The sequence below is a fragment of the Gelidibacter mesophilus DSM 14095 genome, from assembly GCF_000423005.1.
Lineage (GTDB): Bacteria > Bacteroidota > Bacteroidia > Flavobacteriales > Flavobacteriaceae > Gelidibacter > Gelidibacter mesophilus.
Window position 1 is genome coordinate 740,838 of record NZ_AUHD01000001.1, and the last position, 18,613, is coordinate 759,450.

6 protein-coding genes are annotated in these 18,613 nt (G+C 38.4%); 5 read left to right on the top strand and 1 reads right to left on the bottom strand.

Annotated elements, in window-relative coordinates:
* Nucleotides 1–182 precede the first annotated feature (182 nt).
* Nucleotides 183–1,181 carry a metal-dependent hydrolase gene (locus tag G525_RS0103350; protein WP_027124897.1) on the bottom strand — a complete coding sequence of 333 codons (999 nt, stop codon included), beginning with the start codon at nucleotides 1,179–1,181 and terminating at the stop codon, nucleotides 183–185.
* A 304-nt stretch (nucleotides 1,182–1,485) separates the two neighbouring features.
* Here G525_RS0103350 and G525_RS0103355 point away from each other — a divergent pair, with 304 nt between their 5' ends.
* From G525_RS0103355 to G525_RS21610, 5 genes are all read left to right on the top strand, one after another.
* Entirely contained in the window at nucleotides 1,486–1,932 is a 447-nt protein-coding gene (locus tag G525_RS0103355; RefSeq protein WP_027124898.1) for a hypothetical protein, read from the top strand.
* 331 nt (nucleotides 1,933–2,263) lie between these two features.
* The gene (locus G525_RS0103360) at nucleotides 2,264–3,574 is read left to right on the top strand and encodes a hypothetical protein (RefSeq protein WP_027124899.1); all 1,311 of its coding nucleotides are present in this window, start codon (nucleotides 2,264–2,266) and stop codon (nucleotides 3,572–3,574) included.
* 179 nt (nucleotides 3,575–3,753) lie between these two features.
* Nucleotides 3,754–5,217: a T9SS type B sorting domain-containing protein gene (locus tag G525_RS0103365; RefSeq protein WP_027124900.1), complete on the top strand. Its 1,464-nt coding sequence runs from the start codon at nucleotides 3,754–3,756 to the stop codon at nucleotides 5,215–5,217.
* Between the two features lie 79 nt (nucleotides 5,218–5,296).
* A complete protein-coding gene (locus tag G525_RS0103370) occupies nucleotides 5,297–8,092 on the top strand; it encodes a PorP/SprF family type IX secretion system membrane protein (protein ID WP_084647694.1) in 2,796 nt (931 codons plus the stop codon).
* Nucleotides 8,093–8,162: 70 nt separating this feature from the next.
* Entirely contained in the window at nucleotides 8,163–18,578 is a 10,416-nt protein-coding gene (locus G525_RS21610; protein WP_157491868.1) for a T9SS type B sorting domain-containing protein, read from the top strand.
* Nucleotides 18,579–18,613 lie beyond the last annotated feature (35 nt).

Sequence of the window (18,613 nt, forward strand, 5' to 3'; positions counted from 1 at the left end):
TGTTGCCGTTTGAGAATTGGATCAACAATGGATTCCTATTATTAAAATCAAGTGTTAAGTTATGACATGACACTTAACTTTCATGTGGAATATATAGACCAGTCACAGTTGTTTTTTAACTTATGCGGATTGCATAGGGCTTAAGCCAAAGGTTCAAAAACAATTTCGGTTCATGGGCTACATTAATTTCCTTTAATCCGTGTCCATAAATCGCCCATTAGTTTTTTACCGTCACGTGGACTTTTTTCCTGCTCTACCAATTGGACCTTGCCATCGGCGTCTGCTAAAATTTCATATTGAAACACAAAATTTTGTGCGCCTTTATTCATACTTAACAAACCAAATCTCAGATCGTTGAAAAGCAGCTGGTCCTCCGTCTTATGAATAGTATACCATCCTTTCGAAATGGTGACCATTCGTTTTATTTTTTCAGCGTTAGCAAGATCACCTAAAAGATTATGATTTTTTTTATAAACATCAAAAGTGATGGGTTGACTATCAAAAAAGGAATAATAACCTAACAAATACGCATCTTCAGTTTCTATGTTCGCACTCCACAAAATAGTAGTAAGAGGTGCGGGCCGTGTATCTATTTGCTTGTAAACAATATTTTGATCTTTTAATGCGGATTCAAACTTTGAAAAAGCCATCCATTTTAAAAACAGGGTCAGTACTAAATAGGAACTGCTGATAATTAATCCTGTATTATTGAAAAGTCGTCTTTTACGAGAAGTTTTTTCCTGAAACATTGTCAAGATCAGGAATATCAAAAATGGAATCGTGTAAAGTGGGTCGATGACAAAAATCGATTTAAACGCAAGTCTTGTATCTAAAGGCCAAAATAACTGTGTGCCCCAAGTTGTAAAGGCATCTAATAGGGGATGGGTAACAAATCCCCAAAAGAACAACCAAGCCCAGCCTTTAAAATCCTTATAACGTTCATATCGGGATACCAACCAACCGCAGAGAGGCGCAAAAATCAAAGAAAATAAAATGGAATGCGAAAAGCCTCGATGTATTTCCAATGTAGTAACGGTGTCTGTAAATAAGGCCGCAAAGACATCCAAGTCCGGAATAGTACCCGCAATAGCGCCATATAACATCGCTTTATTGCCGACTTTTTTACCTAAGACAGCTTCGCCTACCGCAGCTCCTAATATAATTTGTGTGAGTGAATCCATAAAGTTGTGCAAAAGTAAGTGAAATAATATATTAAACCATCTCCGTCATGAAGTTGCTGGACAGGTTCTAAAAATTTTGATTTGAATTTCTGACCTCAAGCAATTTCGTTGAAAAAAACAATTCTTAGAAGTGCCATCTTTATTAGTAGTAACAAGGGTCTGAAATTGAAGTTATCCATATAAAGAAACTAGGTTTCAATGATTTGTGTCATTTTAGAATTAAATAATGGAAAAAATCGACAAAACGCTTGTTTTTTTCGTTTAATTACATAAATTTGCGTTAACAACCCCTAAACTAACATTTATGAAAACTAAACTTACTCTTTTTAGTTTTGTTTTTTTACTAATAACAAGCTTTGGATTTGCACAAAAAGAAGCCCAGAGTATTATCAGTGGAAAAGTATCCATAGCAAAGTATCATGATCGTGCTGAATTAGATCAATTGCCAAAAGGAGATCTTCTCACCTTATATAACGAACGGATTGAAGTTATTGTTAAAATTTTACCGAATATTGCTTTTGCTACAAAACCAGGAGTTACAATGACCTCTTTGGGAATTCCTGATACAAAGGACAACAGAAAAGCATTAGAAGAAAACATTAAGGCAGCCAATACTTATTTTGAAAGTACCATGTCGTTTCAGGATAAAGTGTTGCCTTATTCGGATAAATCGAATTTAATTTCTGCGATTTTATTTTATGAAGAGACTTTAAAATCTCTTCATACCTACAGCGAGTTTAATAAATATTAAGCTGTGCTGCCTTTTAGAAAATAAATGCAAATTTAATTTCTGAAACATTATTGTAATCTGCTATTACTAAAATCCCAGGGTCGAGACTGGGATTTTTCATTGATTCACGTTTTCTCAAACACTCTAATTCGGATGATTTTAAAGGATCTTTTTAAAAGAACCCCGGTAGTTTCATATCAGTGCTTTCCTTATTTTAATTGTATTGTAAGAAATAACTTATAATTTAAAAAAATATAATGTATTTCATCGACTTTATTTGTATTTCATAGGATTTAATTCTATGTTTGAGTCAAATTAAGAAATCCTAGATCTATCACTAATTAATCTACCTATGAAAACTATTACTCAAACCCTGTGTTTGTTTCTTTTAATTGTTGGCAGCAGTTTTGCACAACAAGAAAAAGGAATAATCGGCAAAAGCAATTGGCTAACCAATTGGACTGAATTTAGACCTAACCTTATTGAGCAAGGGGAGCCTACTCAAATCTTGAGCGGCAATATAACGCAAGACACCAAATTGACAAAGAGAGATACCTACCTCTTGTTGGGCAGTGTTTTTGTAACGGATAGCACAACACTTACTATTGAGCCAGGCACTGTAATTATTGGTGACTTCAAAACTAACGGCTCTCTCATTATCACTAAAGGATCTAAAATAATGGCGGAAGGTTTAGAAACAGATCCTATTATATTTACTTCAAACCGTAGTGTTAAGAAGGAAGGCGATTGGGGAGGCATTTTTCTGCTAGGAGATGCACCCATCAATAAATTTGGTAATGGATCTTCCGTAAACTTAGGATTACGTCCATCTTCATTTGAGAATATCACTTATGGTGGAGCAAATGTTGAAAGTAATTCAGGTGTGATGAAGTATGTGAGAATTGAATTTGCAGGAAAACGGACTAAGGAATACGGCTATTTTAGCGCACTCACTTTGGCTGGGGTTGGAAACAAAACCGTCATTGAGAATATTATGGTAAGTTATGCTGATGGAAATTCTGTGAATGTTTTGGGAGGGGAAGTTAAATTAGAAAAAATGGTTTCTTTTAGAACCAAGAGTAATGACTACGAATTCAACTTTGGAACCCAAACCCACATTAGAAATTCCTTAGCAATTAGATCACCTTATGTCTCTGGGTCAGATGGTTCAAGATGTATGTTCATATCATCGTACGATAAAAAAGAAGAAGTTGATTTTAGTAAGAAATCGACATTTGTGAAAGCAGAAAACTTAACGTTGATCAATGTGAGCGATAATCTAGCGTCAGACATTAGTGTTGGTTTGGTGAAGGAAGCCTTATATATTTCTGAAAATGCATCTTTGGATATCAGTAAGAGTGTGATTTCTGGATTTAACCCAGCTGTGGTGATTGACAATAAAGTGAAGATTAATGCTAAGAACCTAGAAAACATCCTGTTCAGTGATATGTACTTCAACAATTGTAAAGGCAATATTTTTACAGAAAACGACAGCAATAATGCTGATTTAGAAAACTGGTATGGCAATCGCGCATTTTTTAATGTGTATTCAAAAGGTTCTGATGCTGAAACTTTTATCGATGTAAAAAACACCAAACGACCAGACTTTAGACTTCGTATCAACAAAATTATAGCCTCAAATGACCGAGATATTGAGGATTAATTAACAAGCTCTTGCAATTAAGGATGGCCCCAAATCTTTACGCGCTTATCATTTTAAAAACTTGTCAGGTTTCTGGCGAGTTTTCCTGATAGATTATCGTGGTATTAAATATTAGTAGGCAATCTTTCTGCACAAAGCAATAAGGATCAGTTATATAGACAATTACTAATAAACTTTGAATGCGTAAAACTACTACTCTAAAAAAATCTTTTTTTATCCTTGGTGCTTTTATCCTTCTATTATCTGGAGAAATGAGCGCTCAGATTGTCATTGCCAAACCTAATCTAGGGTTTAGTCGTGCATGCGCGAGTTCTTCTTTTAATAAGTATGATGTCAGTTTTGTATTCTCTCCAGAAACTGAACTTAGCGCAACCAATACCTTTATTATTGAAATGTCTGATGCTAACGGAAGTTTTTCAGACGCTACCGTTGTGTTTACTTCCCAACCAGGTGAAATTATGACATCTCCTGCCACTCTGAGTTTTGCTTTGCCTGAAACCACTGCAGGAGAAGGGTATAAGCTGAGAGTGAAAAGTACCGCTCCAGCGGCAAAAAGTTCAGACTCTAATAAGTTTGCCGCCTACTATAAACTTCAGGACAGCGGATTTACCATCAATAATTTTGTGCCTACCGGTGCCTATTGTGCTGGGGGCAGTTATTTATTGACTATAGATAATCCAGGAAACGGATCTAATGATTCGCCTTTAAAATATCCGTCACTTACTTTCAAATGGTATAAGCAAACCAGTCCTACCACCTCAGTGTTTGTAGGAATAGGATCAAGTTTATCTGTAAGTCAACCAGGCATTTATTTTGTAAAAACAGATTATGGGACCTGTACTTCAGGTTCGTTTTCAAATCGCGTTACGATAAGTGAGGTATCATCTGGAGGAGCCGATGCGACTATTGTGTCCAGTTTAGGAAGCCCATTTTGTCCCGCAGATGGACAAACCACGTTAAGTACAATTGCCGGTGTGAGTTACCAATGGTACAAAGATGGAACTGCCATTGAAAATGCTACAGGACAACAGTATCAAACGGATGAATCAGGAACCTTTTCGGTTCAGGTGGATTTAGGAGGTTGTACGACCTCAGGCTCTATAGATATAGAAAGCAAAGGTTTTGAAAGTAGTATAAACGTTGATGAAGAGAATATGATGGCATCGGACGAAACCTTAGAGGTTATTGTGACTACCAATGCCGTCAATCCTGAATTTCAATGGTATTTAAATGAAGCTCTTATTTCTGACGCCCAAAGTGCCTCCTATCAGGCAACGGCATTTGGTGATTATAAGGTGATTGTGACTCAACCACTAGGTTGTGTCGTTTCTCAGGAATTTATTTTTTCAATTAGCGAAACCTTCGATCCCTTTCCAGATGTTGCCAAAATCCCAAACCTCATTAGTCCAAACGGCGATGGCATCAATGATACTTGGGTCATTCCTACAAAATATGTGAGTGGCACTAATACCGAAGTGATCATCATGACCAATCAAGGGAAGGTAGTTTTACAAACTAAAGATTATCTCAACAATTGGCCCGAACATCAGTTGGAACTACATAGTATCAATCAAGTGTTTTATTACATTATCAACACCCCAAATCAAGAAACCAAAAAAGGTTCTATTACAGTAGTTAAATAAGATGAAACAACCGTTCCTACATATCACTCAGAGCAAAAGAAGTCTCAAAGGAATGTTCCATATGTTCATTAGAAAAGGTATGTGGCATAGCCAAATAAAAACTGTATTTATAATCTTAGTCTGTTTTTTATATTCTGTACAGATGTCCTATTCACAAGAGGACGATGGTGTAGTTTCATTGGCGCTACCTGTAAGAAACTCTTTGAAATTCAACAGGTTCGCCATCAATCCAACTTTTAGTTTTGTTAGGGAACAGAATAGATATGTGAGCGTTTATAATAAGCGGGAATGGGTTCAATTTGATGATGCTCCTCAAACCTATTTGGCCGGCTATTCGGGTAGGTTTGCTGAAAACATTGGCGCAGGGGTAAGCCTGTTTCAACAAAATTATGGGGTGCTTACTACTTTTGGAGGTGTTTTAAACTTTGCCTATAATTCACGATTGAATCGGGATAGCAATTTGACTTTTGGTATGAATTTAGGAGTCTATAAAAGCGGACTCAATACAGGCAAAGTTGTGACTAACTTTACTGATCCTTCTTTAGATAATATACCGTCAAACCTACTGCTTACCGTAAATCCAGGAATTAACTATGGCACTAGGTTTTTAGATTTTGGTTTATCAATCAACAATTTGGTACTCTATAATATTCAATCTTCTGAACTCCTTCAGGACGACCTACGACAAACCATACAGGCTCATGTCATGTACACCGGCTATATGTATACCTCTGGTTTTTTTGATGAAGCCAAGTTTTCAGGTCTATTAAAAACCGAAGTTGGAAAAGAGGATACTTCAGTTTCAGGAATTGCCATGTTAACAGTTCCAAAGGGTATATGGGCACAAGTAGGTTATAATACACTCTACGGCGCATCTGCAGGTATTGGTTTAAACATTACGTCCCAAATCGCCATCGAATACAATTATGAAAAGGCCATGGGAGGTCTTGCTAATTTTGGATCGTCTCATGAATTGACCTTAGCTTTTAAAATCAATAAGAGAAGTGATTATAATTATAGGGATGAGGAGGATGTAAATGCGCTTTTCTCCACTGAGAACAAACGCGTTTTAGCATCAAATCAACCACGTATGGATCCTGAAACCAGAGCAGAATTAATGGCAGAAGCCCAGGCCAGAAGAAATGAAATAAGAGAAAGAGCACAAGCTAAAGCAGCAACGCGTGCCGAGTTAGCGGCAGAGGCTAGAGTAGAACAAGCGCGTAAAACTGAGGCTAAGCTTGCAATAGAAAACCAAAAGAAACAAGAGGAAAAAGACCGTATCAGTGCAGCTTCCTTGTTAAGTGCAGAGACAGCGGCAAAAGCTAAAGCAGAACAAGAGGCACGGTTGAAATTGGCAGCGCAAGAAAAAGCTGAAGCTGATGAAAAAGCGCGAATAGAAAGACAATCTGAAATAGTAGCCGCTTCTAAATTAAAGGAAGAGCAAGAATCAAAACGAAGATTGGCACTACAGGAAAAAGCCAAAGCAGATGCCAAAGCGCAAGCAGAAGCACAGGCTTTATTATTGGCAGAAGCAAAAGCGAAGGCTGATCAAGCAGCAAAAGAAAAATTAATTGCGCAAGAGAAAGCCAAAGCAGACGCTAAAGCGCAAGCAGAAGCACAGGCTTTATTAATGGCAGAAGCAAAAGCTAAGGCTGATCAGGCAGCAACGGAAAAATTAATTGCGCAAGAGAAAGCGAAATCAGACGCCAAAGCGCAAGCAGAAGCACAGGCTTTATTATTGGCAGAAACAAAAGCAAAAGCAGACCAAGAGGCTAAAGAAAAATTAGCTGCTCAGGTGAAAATGACCCCGGATGCAACTCCTGCGTTAATGCCAGAAGCAACGGCTCAAGAAGAAGCACAGAATCAAAAATCTGATAAGTTGTTGGAAGAGAAATCGGCTCGTTTACCATCAGCAGCCACAGCTGTAGTATTGGCAGATACGAAAAAGGATACGGAAGCGAGAGCTGAAAAATTAGCGGAAGAAAAAGCATTGGAAAATGCAACCGATGCCAATGCAGTTTCTATGAAATCACTTTCAGATTTGACCAAAACATCGAAAAATGCCCAAGATGAATTGTTGGCAAGATTTAGTGATGCCGTGGCCAGTAGAGATCAAGATCTTAAGGATTTAAAACAAGAAAACGACTTGAGCGATCAAGGCATATACCGCGCCCCAAAAGCATTCAAAAGTATCTCCGAGGAAAATAATAAAATGCAAGCCATTCGTGCAGAACTGGATGATGTCATAGAGAAAAACACGAAGCGCATTAGTGATTTTGAAAACTTGTATAAGGAGCGTCAAAAAATTCCTACATTTAAAAATGATGAGGTCAGTTTATATTATAAAGAGACGATTGAAAAATTAAAAGCAGAGCAATTAAGGGCCATACAGACCAGAACCCAATTGAATACAACCTTAAATGAAATTATTGAAGCTACAGAATTTGAAAGAAAACGACGAATCAAACGGGCCGCTTATACTAATGAAGAAGATAGATATACCCAAGACAGATCTGCACTAAAACTTATTAAAGAACGCACGGTATTGAGTCCAGTCGCTTTAAAGTCTGATGATTTCGATTTTGGTGAAGAGCAGAGCAGTAACATTCAAATTCTTAAAAACATCAAAAATGTTCAAAACGGATATTATGCAGTTATCGCGGTGCACACGGATGTCGCAAAACGCGATGCGTTTTTAACCAAAGCCGTGGCATCTGGACTATCCAATATCGATTTCTTTTATGACGTGAGCACGAGCAAATATTTCATTTACTATAAAAAAATGGATAGTATTGAAGCCGCTAGTGAGGTCATGGAAAGTAAAGGTAACCAGCCTTATAATACCAAAATAGCAATCATTAAAATAGAAAACTAACCAACTAAATACCCATTCGTTTTTAACAATGCCCCTTGGAGGAAACGAAAAACATAAATCTACCAAAATCATGAAAAAACCTACTTTTTCTAGAATTGCCCTTATTGCATTTTTGCTATTTATGGGTCTAGAATCCATGGCACAAAACCTTGTTCCATTCGTGCCTCGCTATGATGAAGCCATTAAAGGCGATATGCTCTTAATAGGAAATAATAACCTTAGTGTTCACCGATCAAACTCTTACAACGGGAACACTAATAATGAGCACCGCGACAACAGAGATAAGATGGTTTATGTGGATATTGATAATGACAGCAGTACTTTTAACTCGAGCAGTGCCAGTTTGGATGTGCCAAGTAATACGAATTGTTATCAAGTAGTATATGCGGCATTATATTGGACGGCGGTTGTAAAAGGAGACAGCCCAATGTCTGATATTAAATTTAAGACCCCAGAAAGCGGTAGTTATATTGATATTACTGGAGAACAGATATATTATCAAAATTCTTCAAACAATAGAAATTCCAATGCCTATGTGTATTATAAAAATGTAACAGATATTATTTCTGGTTTAAGTAACGCTGACGGCACATATACGGTTGCAAATATCTCATCGACGACATCTGCCACAATGAACTCAGGACGGAACACAGAAGGCTTGTCTGCCGGATGGTCTTTATTTGTGATCTATGAGGATCCGTTATTGCCTAGTAAGTACATTACCTCTTTTGACGGGTTCACAAAAATAAATAATACGGGACCTGTTGCGGACAGAGAGCAAAGCTTTGACATCGTCGGATTCCGTACGATACCTGTAGGACCAGTGCGCGCAAAATACGCATTTAGTGCTTTGGAAGGAGATAAGAGTTGGGCAGGGGATTATTTAGAAATAAATGGCACAAAAATTAGTGCTACCACTGCGGGCGGAAATACCATACGGCCAAGTGATAACTTTTTTAATAGCTCGGTTTCCATTATTGATCCCAATACCAATTCACCCATCCCATTTACGGATAGAAATCCTGCAAGTTCCAATACCTTAGGATTTGATGCAGGAATTATCAACATTCCCAATGCGGGAAATAGCATAATTGGGAATGGCGACACTTCTGCCACCATTAAGCTGGGAACAAATACAGATATTTACTATTTCTACTTTAGTGCATTTGCCATTGAAATTATTGCTCCTAAAATTGTCCTCACTAAAATTGTCGAAGATTTATCTGGTAACAATATTGGCGGAGAATTGGTCAATTTAGGAGATGAATTAAATTACGTGATCGGATTTCAGAACGTAGGGAATGATGATGCCAAAGAATTAATAATTAGGGATATTCTTCCTCAAAACGTAGTGTTTAATTATCCGGAGGATATGGGCGTGCTTCCTAACGGGGTTACCGTACAAAGCTATAACCCAGCCACAAGAGAACTTATTTTCAAAGTTGATGAATCCGTTGTGGAAATTGGCGATCCTAAAGATTATATCCGCTTTAAAGTTACCGTTGTAAAAACCTGTAGTCTATTAAATGATGCCTGTTCAAACATTATTAGCAATCAGGCTTTTTCCAGATATAAGGGTACAGATAATCCAAACTTTACCATTACAGATGATCCAAGTTTTAGTTCAAATACGGGCTGTTTATTAACGCCTGGAGCAACCAATTTTTTAGCAGACGTCAACTGTAATTTCGAAGAAGAAGTGATTTTGTGTGGTAAAAGTGTGACCTTAACTGCAGGCAATGGTTATGATGCTTACTCATGGTCCACCAGCCCAACGGGTTCCCCGGTAATTGGGACAAGCCAATCTATAACTGTCAAAAATATTGGCACGTACTATGTCCATAATACGGCTATTGCACCATGCCAGTCTATAGATCAAACCTTTAAAGTGGTCACTTATGGTGAAAATTCAGTAAATCCTCTTATTCCATTTGCCGATGATGTGGACATCTGTCCAAACGACGGAAAGCAATTGCCAAATTTCTTTTTATGTGGCGCCAATGATATCCGTGCTATAGAAACCAACATTACAGATACATCTTCCATTATTTGGGAAAAATTAGATGAATCAAGCTGCTTCGGAGCCGTTTTAGATGATTGTGCAAATGAAGATCCTTCTTGTAAATGGAACCAAGTGGGTACAGGTGCCAATTATAACATCAACCTTGCCGGACAATATCGTATTACATTAAATTATGAGGGAGGGTGTTTTAGTCAATATTATTTCAATGTCTATTCAAACATTTTAGTACCTACAGCAACTTCAAAAGATATAGTTTGTGGCATACCAGGCGAAATTGTAGTAGGTGGGGTGCCAAACGGGTACGAATATAGTATTGATGGTACAAACTATCAAAATAGCAATGTGTTTTCAATTGCAGCGTCTGGCGTATATAGTGTGTATGTAAAACGAATTGGTGTTGATTCAAGTCCATGTATTTTTTCAGTGGCCGACATTCAAATAAGAGAACGTAATTTTACTGGCACGGCGGTTGTGAGCCAACCGCTTTGTCATGGTGAAAAGGGAAGTGTAAAACTTGCCGCCAATGATGGACGACCACAATATTTTTATTCCCTTTCCAAAGGTACCACGAAATTACATGAGGTTGGTCCAATCAAGGAAAGCGATTATTCATTTAAGAATTTAAATCCAGGATCTTATACAGCAACTATTGCAACAGAAGACGGCTGTTCTGAAACTGTAAATTTTGAAATCATCAATCCAGCCTTACTAACCGCAACCGCCGCCATCACGGCACCCTTGTCTTGTGATGACGGAGAAATCACCGTGTATCCTGTTGGTGGGGTTGCACCTTATTACTACTTTGTAAACGGGGCAACGGAATTTCAATCCACACCGGAAATTACAGTCTCAACTGCAGGAACCTATAAGATTAGAGTTGTTGATGCTAACAACTGTAGCACTGAGGTGTCTATAAAAATTGATGCTACGCCTGTTCCAACTTACATCGTAGATCATTATGATGTATTATGTTACAATTCAAAGACTGGGGAAATCCGTTTTAATGTTACCAACGGAAATGGTTATAGTATCGCTTATACTATTGATAATGGTAATACTTATACCAGCAATCCAACATTTTCAAATCTTGATGCAGGTTCTTATTTAGCGGGTGTTAAATATACCATGGCTGGGAAGGAATGTTTTAGTGAGATTCAACCTATTGAAATCACCCAGGCAGACACCGCTTTAACTGCCTCAGCGGGAGTTTCTGAACTAGCAGGTTGTGGTCCATCTGGAGCCGGTAAGGTGCGGATTACCAATCCTCAGGGAGGAACGCCTCCATATCAATACAGTTTTGATAATCAAGGCACTTGGGTAAGTTCTAATGAAGCTTTTGTTGCACCGGGTACTTATACCTTATATATAAAGGATGTTAATGGCTGTATTTATTCGATGCCAGGCATTATTTTGGAAAATGAGCCAGTAGCACCTATTATTGGTGTTGCTGAACCTGACTTTAATTGTGATGGGACGGCTACGGCAACGGTTACTGTAACCAACCCTGAAACAGCGTCTTTTAGTTATACCTATTTGTTGAATGGTGTAGAAAATACCAATACAACAGACCCTAAAATCTTTTTAGAGGTACCAGATGGAGAACATATTATCAGTGTACGGTATAATTTAGAATCGGTACCAACCTATAGTAATTTGTTGTATGAAACCTTTGGCTATGGCGAGGATACCACTTCTCCAGGAATAAACACACAGTATTACTGCTTTGAAAGACAAGTTGTAGAAACACAATGTAATGGAAACCCTGCTATAAATGATGGTGATTACTCAGTGACCTCGAGGGTTATGCATCCATTTGGAACATGGCTCCAGCCTGGTGATCATACTCCACAAACCGTCCCTCCTACACCAAAAGGAAGAAGTTTAGTGGTTAATGTTGGTGATAAGATTCCTGTTACAGCAGTTCTTTATGAAAAAGAGATTAACGACATCATCCCTAACCAACCTATTATTGTAGATTTTTATGCGATCAACCTGATCAAATCGCAACATAATATCTATGATCCTAATTTATTAGTGGCATTGGTTGATGCTTCAGGAAAAGAGATTTCTTCATTTCCAACAGGAGATATTCCAAAAAGTGAAAAATGGGAAAACTATGTGACAACTTTAAATCCTGGTAACAATACCAGTTTGAAGTTTATTCTAAGATCCAACGTCCAACAAGTTAATGGTAATGATGTGGCGATTGATGATATCAGAGTGTACCAATTGCCCAAAATTTGCGTCACTCAGATTGACTTTCCATTTATAGTAGAACCTGAGAAAGCTTTTAAGGCATCAATTTTAAATTTTACAAATGCGACGTGCTTTGATGCGAATGATGGAACCATTACAATTGCTGCACAAAATTTTGACCTCACGAAAGGATTTCAATATTCGTTGGATGGCAGCACTTGGGAAACAGCAATGACATCACCCGCTATCATTAAAGGGTTAGATGCCGGAGATTATACTATTCAAGTACGATATGAAGATGCATTGGATACTTGTGATTTTACACTGAATCAAAAACTTACAGAACCATCAGTTTTGGAAGTGACCGCTACTAAAATAGATGCCACCTGTTTAATAGGGGGGACTATTAAAGCTAAAGCTACAGGAGGAACGCCTGCTTACAAGTACGAATTGTTGGATGCTGCTGGTTTGACATTGGTACAAAACTTCCCAGGTAATGGTATTTTAAATAATATTCCTGCGGGCGATTATACCGTTAGAGCTACAGATGCTAACGGATGTAATGACACATTCCTAGTTAAACTAGAAGAAGTTGCAGCACCAACAGCAACCATGGCAACCACATCTGATTTTTGTTATGATGCCACTAATGGTGCTACAATTAAAGTGACCGCAGCAGATGGGAAAGCACCATATGAGTACCGTATTAATGGTGGTACATTCCAGAAAAATGATACATTTTCTAACTTGATTCCTGGCAATTATATCATTGTTGTTAGAGATTCCAATGGATGTACATTGATTTTACCTGAAGAGATTATTGCACCACAAGTAAAGTTCAGCACGGTGCTTACTAAAGATTTAGATTGTACGGCATCGTCCGATGCTGTTGTTACTGGAACAATTTCTGGAGGTTATGCGCCTTATACTTATGCCGTTTCTATGGATGGAGGAGTGAATTACACCGATATGGGTGCAACAGGAACCCCTTTTTCTTATCCGGTTGCATCAGCTGGAGCATACCAATTTAGAATTACTGATGCTAAAGGATGTACTGCAACTTCAGGAGTCACCACGGTTGATCCAATTTCGCCACCTGCATTTACGGCAACACCAACTAACATCCTTTGCTTTGGCGATGATAATGGATCCATAAAAGTGGTGATTGATAAAACAGTTGGCACATCACCTTTCCTGATAAATGTCAAAAACGGCACTACAAATTATGGCACACAAACTTCTGGTTTACCTGCAGGAACTTATACCGTAACGGTTACGGATGCTAAATCTTGTAATACAACTGAAACAGTAACTATTGCGCAACCAGGAGCGATTGATTTTGATTTAACCAAAGTTGATATAACGTGTAATAATCCGGGAGGCTCCAGTTTAGGATCTATCACTATAGAAAACGTTTCTGGAGGAGAAGGACCATTTACTTATTATATCACTAATAACTTTGGTGATATTATTTCGGGAAGTCCTTATACGGCTACTTCAAATGAGAACTACAAATTTGACATTATCAATTATGGCATCTATACCGTAACTATTATTGACAAAAATGGCTGTGAGTTATCTAAACAAGAAACAATAGCGTCTCCTCCTTCAGATTTGGAGATTACTATTGACACTGCAACTATTGACTGTGCCACTGACGGTACGGCAACAGTAAAAGCTATATCTGCCATAGGAAGTGGTAATTATGAGTTTGGTATTTTGGAATTTAATACACCACCATATACTAATAACTATTCTGCACCAGATAATCCTGGAGGCACTATAAAAACATTTACTAATTTGGTCCCAGGTGTTACTTACACTTTTGTTGTTCACGATCTTACAACACAATGTTATTATGTGAAATCAGCAGATTCACCTATTCCAACCGCTTCCTTATTAGAGTCATCTATAGCTCCAATTAATGTGACCTGTAAAGGTGCCGCAGATGGACAAGTCAAATTTGAGATTAGCAAATTTGACAGTACCACAACTTCTGTGGATTACCAAATTTTTACGGCGTATAATAATGTGTCGTTAGGCGCTGCAGTAACTGAAACAGTTAACGGAACTTCTTTAACTATTACTGCACCAACAACCTTAGCACCTGGATACTATTATATTGTCTTTACCGAAAATGGATCAGGATTATTTGATGGTTGTAGATCAGCATCTGATATTTTTGAAATTACCGAGTCTTCGGTAGATTTGACCGTAACTGCAGAAATAGTAAATAACGCCAACTGTAATCCACAATCTGGTGTGATCAGTGCCGTTGCATATGGGGGAACGTCACCTTATCTCTTCCAAATTAACACATCGACCACGGCACCTGATGTCACAGACGCACTTTGGAATTCAGCAAATACATTTAATGTTGCACCTGGTGTTTATTACGTACATGTGATGGATGCTTATGGCTGCGTTCAAACTATTCCAGCCGGATTGGATTTAATAGAAGATCCAACACCTGTGGTTGCTGCTTCTGTGACGAATCAATGCGATACGGTAGAAGGCAACTTTTCAATTGATGTGAGCTTAACAACTGAAGGGATTGCACCTTACAGTTTCAGCATTAATGGAGGAGCTTTTCAAACCAGAACAGCACCATTTACTATTGATAACTTAGCATCTGGAATACATACTATTGAAGTAAAAGATGCTAATGGATGTGGGAGTGAGGTCAGTGTCACTATTGATGCTCCTTTAGGAATTACTCCAACGGTAAGTGGCATTGTATCCTGTAGCGATGATGATGGAAAAATTATTGTTTCGGCCTTTGGTGGTACTGCACCTTATAACTATAGTATCAATTCTAGTGCGCCAAGTATTTCTTTATCTGGAAATGAGTTCTCTGGAGTACCTTCAGGAACTTATATAGTTGCCATTGAAGATTCAAGAGGCTGTACTGCCCCAGCTGAGATTACCTTAGAATCTGCAACACCAGTGGATTTTACGTTAACCCCAACCGATGTGACTTGTTATACCGGTACTGATGGTATGATTACAGTCAACCTACCAGCAAGTAATGACAACCCAATTTACACTTACGAAATTATAGCAGGACCATCTACTGTGGCTGCTCAAAGTTCCAATGTATTTACAGGTTTGATAGCGGGAACTTATACTGTTCAGGGGAATTCTGGTAGAGGCTGTTCAAATACTGAAACCATAGTAGTAAATCAAGTAGACCTCATTGTGGTTACTGCTCAAGCTGTGGTAGATTATGAATGTACTACCGGAACCAATGCCACTAACTTTGCGAGCATTTCCGTCAATACGGTAACGGGAGGTTCTGGAACATATACAAAGTATGAGTTTATTAAAGGAGGTGTCACCGTTCAAGCTGGCTCTGAAAATGTCTATACTGAAACCGATTTAACCGGTGGTTCTTATACTATCAATGTGTATGACAATAATGGATGTGTAGGCACAACAACAGCGGTGATAAAACCATTCATTAGTTTAGATAACTTAAATGTCACAATAGACACAGCGATTACCTGCGCAAATGATGAGGATATTACCGTTTCAGTCAACAGTACTGGAGGTATACCAACCAGTTTACAGTTTGTCCTTGAGGATATTGCAGGAGTTTTACCTAGTCAAGTTAATACAACTGGACTATTTACAGGCCTACTGATTGGCAATTATAAAATCACAGTTACCAATTTAGATACCGGATGTACTTTGCAGACCGTTCATTATGTAAACGAGCCGAATACTTTTGATTTGGCTGTGGATACCGTGGTCGATGTCACATGTTTTAGTGCCTCTGATGGTAGTGCGACGGTTTCAATTATTGACCGCGTTCCAACTCCAATCGACCAAGCGGGAGCTTTTAGTTATACCGTGGTTGATATGGTAGGTAATCAAGTTACATTAGGAACATCACCAAATGCAGGACCGATCACTATTACTGGATTGGCTTCAGGAACCTATACCATTACAGCAGGTTTAACGAATACCCCATTCTGTACCGTTGCTAAAAACTTCACTATTACTGCACCAACAGCGGCTTTAGATATGAGTACGACCCATACGGAAATTACCTGTGTGAGTGGTAATAATGATGGTTCTATTTCTGCAACAGCAACAGGAGGTTGGCCAGGAGGATATGAGTTTGAGTTGTCCGGCGCAAGCATAACGACCATTCCTTATTCTTCAAACAGTGTATTCTCCAACTTATCTGAAGGAACGTATACTGTAAGCGTAAGAGACAGTAGAGGTTGTGTCGCTACTGAAATGGTTGTATTAACGAACCCATTGCCAATTATATTTACGGCGAGTGCAGATACGAGCTTATTGAGTTGTTTTGAAGATAGGGATGCTACGATTACCGCAACTTTGCCAACAGGTGGCCAAGGCAGTAATTATTCATATACCTTGAATACCATTTTGCCAACAGTAAGTTCCTCAGGTCCACAGGCATCACCGGTTTTCTCCGGATTGGGAGCAGGTACTTATTTCATAACTGTTACTGATGGTTATAATTGTAGTGCTACTTCTGTTGATATCGTGATTTCCCAACCAAATCCGATAGCAGCAAACCTGGTCGCGACAACAACGCCAACTTGTAACGTAAATGCTACGCTTACGCTTAGTGCTACAGGAGGAACAGGTCCTTATGAATATAGTACAAGCGATACGTTTGCGAACAGCATTTCTTTTCCAAGGTCAACAACTTTTTCTGTACCTGCTGGAACTTACAGATATTACGTAAGAGATGCTAACGGATGTGTGGCAGTGGTAAGCAACGATATCAAAATTGAAGAAGTTCCTGAATTGGAAATTATTCTAACAGGAACAAATCTTGATATCAATTGTTTTGGCGATAATAATGGAGCTATTGTAGCTACGGCGCAGGGCGGTTTGGGCAATTATTTATATGCTTTATTAGATGCTTCAAAGAATCCAATTGCAGGTGTTGCACCTAATACTACTGGTGTATTTACTCAACTTAACGCAGATGTTTTTTATGTGGCTGTGGTTAGTGGTGATTGTGCTAAAACCTCAGAAAAGATTGAAATTTCGCAACCCTTGGCACCATTAAATGCAAATCCTATAATTTCAAATGTGAGCTGTTATGGAGCAAATGATGGTTCTATTGAAGTTACTGCATCAGGTGGTACAGGGATTATTAAATATGCTATTTCTCCGCAATTGAATCAGTTTTTTGATTCTAATGTATTTCAGAATTTGACCGCAGGTTTTTATGATATCATCGTTCAAGATGCATTGGGATGTTATGTCAACCTTAAGGTTGAAGTTGTTGAACCAAAGCCGTTAATTGTTGGTCTTGTGCCATTATCGAGCGTTCCAGAGATATGTGAAGGTGACACGGACGGTGAATTTAGTATTGACGTTTCTGGGGGAACAGTACCTTATAGTGTGAGTTTAGACAATTATGATGGCCCTTACACAACAGGAGTTGCAACCCAAACACAATTCACTTTTACAGGATTGAAAGGTGGCGATCATAAGGTGTTCGTTCGTGATAGCCAAGGTTGTGAGTCTGAGTGGGATATCACTTTTCCAGAATCTGTGAAAATTGCGCCTGCTGTAGAAGTTGAATACCTATGTGAGAACAATACACCTGGCAACAGAGTTGTTGTAGTCGTTGATGAAAGTATAACGGATTTGTCTGAATTGGATTATTCGTTAAATGGTGGAGCCTATCAATCAAGTAATGTGTTTGAAAATGTAATTACAGGATCAGGACATTATATTGATGTTAGACATACAAATGGTTGTATCCAAAGAACGTCAGTTTTTGATATTGCTCATGTCGATCCGTTAATGCTTGGAATTGATGATGGAGGATTGAATGAAATTTTAGCTGTGGCTACCGGCGGCACTGGAGATTACCAATTCTCTTTGAACGGTGAAGATTATGGAAGTACAAGTTCTTTCATCATAAGCCAATCGGGTACTTATACAGTGACTGTTACAGATAGCAGTGGCTGTGTGGCAACTGTTTCACGATACTTTGAATTTATAGATATCTGTATTCCAAATTATTTCACTCCTAACGGCGATAATAATCAAGATACCTGGGCTCCTGGATGCGCAGTCAATTATCCAAACATGGAGTTCAAAATATTTGACCGTTACGGTCGTGAAGTTGGAACCTATCGCCAAGGACAATCGTGGGATGGAAAATATAATGAAAGAGAGCTTCCAACAGGGGATTATTGGTATATCGTTAAATTGAACGATGGAAAAGATGATCGGGATTTTGTAGGACACTTTACGTTATACAGGTAATAGCAACTCATGAAGATGAGGTTTAAAATTAAAAC

Bases quoted from the DNA above. Each gene is read 5' to 3' on its own strand.
- G525_RS0103350 (WP_027124897.1), bottom strand. From the start codon at position 1,181: ATGGATTCACTCACACAAATTATATTAGGAGCTGCGGTAGGCGAAGCT.
- G525_RS0103355 (WP_027124898.1), top strand. From the start codon at position 1,486: ATGAAAACTAAACTTACTCTTTTTAGTTTTGTTTTTTTACTAATAACA.
- G525_RS0103360 (WP_027124899.1), top strand. From the start codon at position 2,264: ATGAAAACTATTACTCAAACCCTGTGTTTGTTTCTTTTAATTGTTGGC.
- G525_RS0103365 (WP_027124900.1), top strand. From the start codon at position 3,754: ATGCGTAAAACTACTACTCTAAAAAAATCTTTTTTTATCCTTGGTGCT.
- G525_RS0103370 (WP_084647694.1), top strand. From the start codon at position 5,297: ATGTGGCATAGCCAAATAAAAACTGTATTTATAATCTTAGTCTGTTTT.
- G525_RS21610 (WP_157491868.1), top strand. From the start codon at position 8,163: ATGAAAAAACCTACTTTTTCTAGAATTGCCCTTATTGCATTTTTGCTA.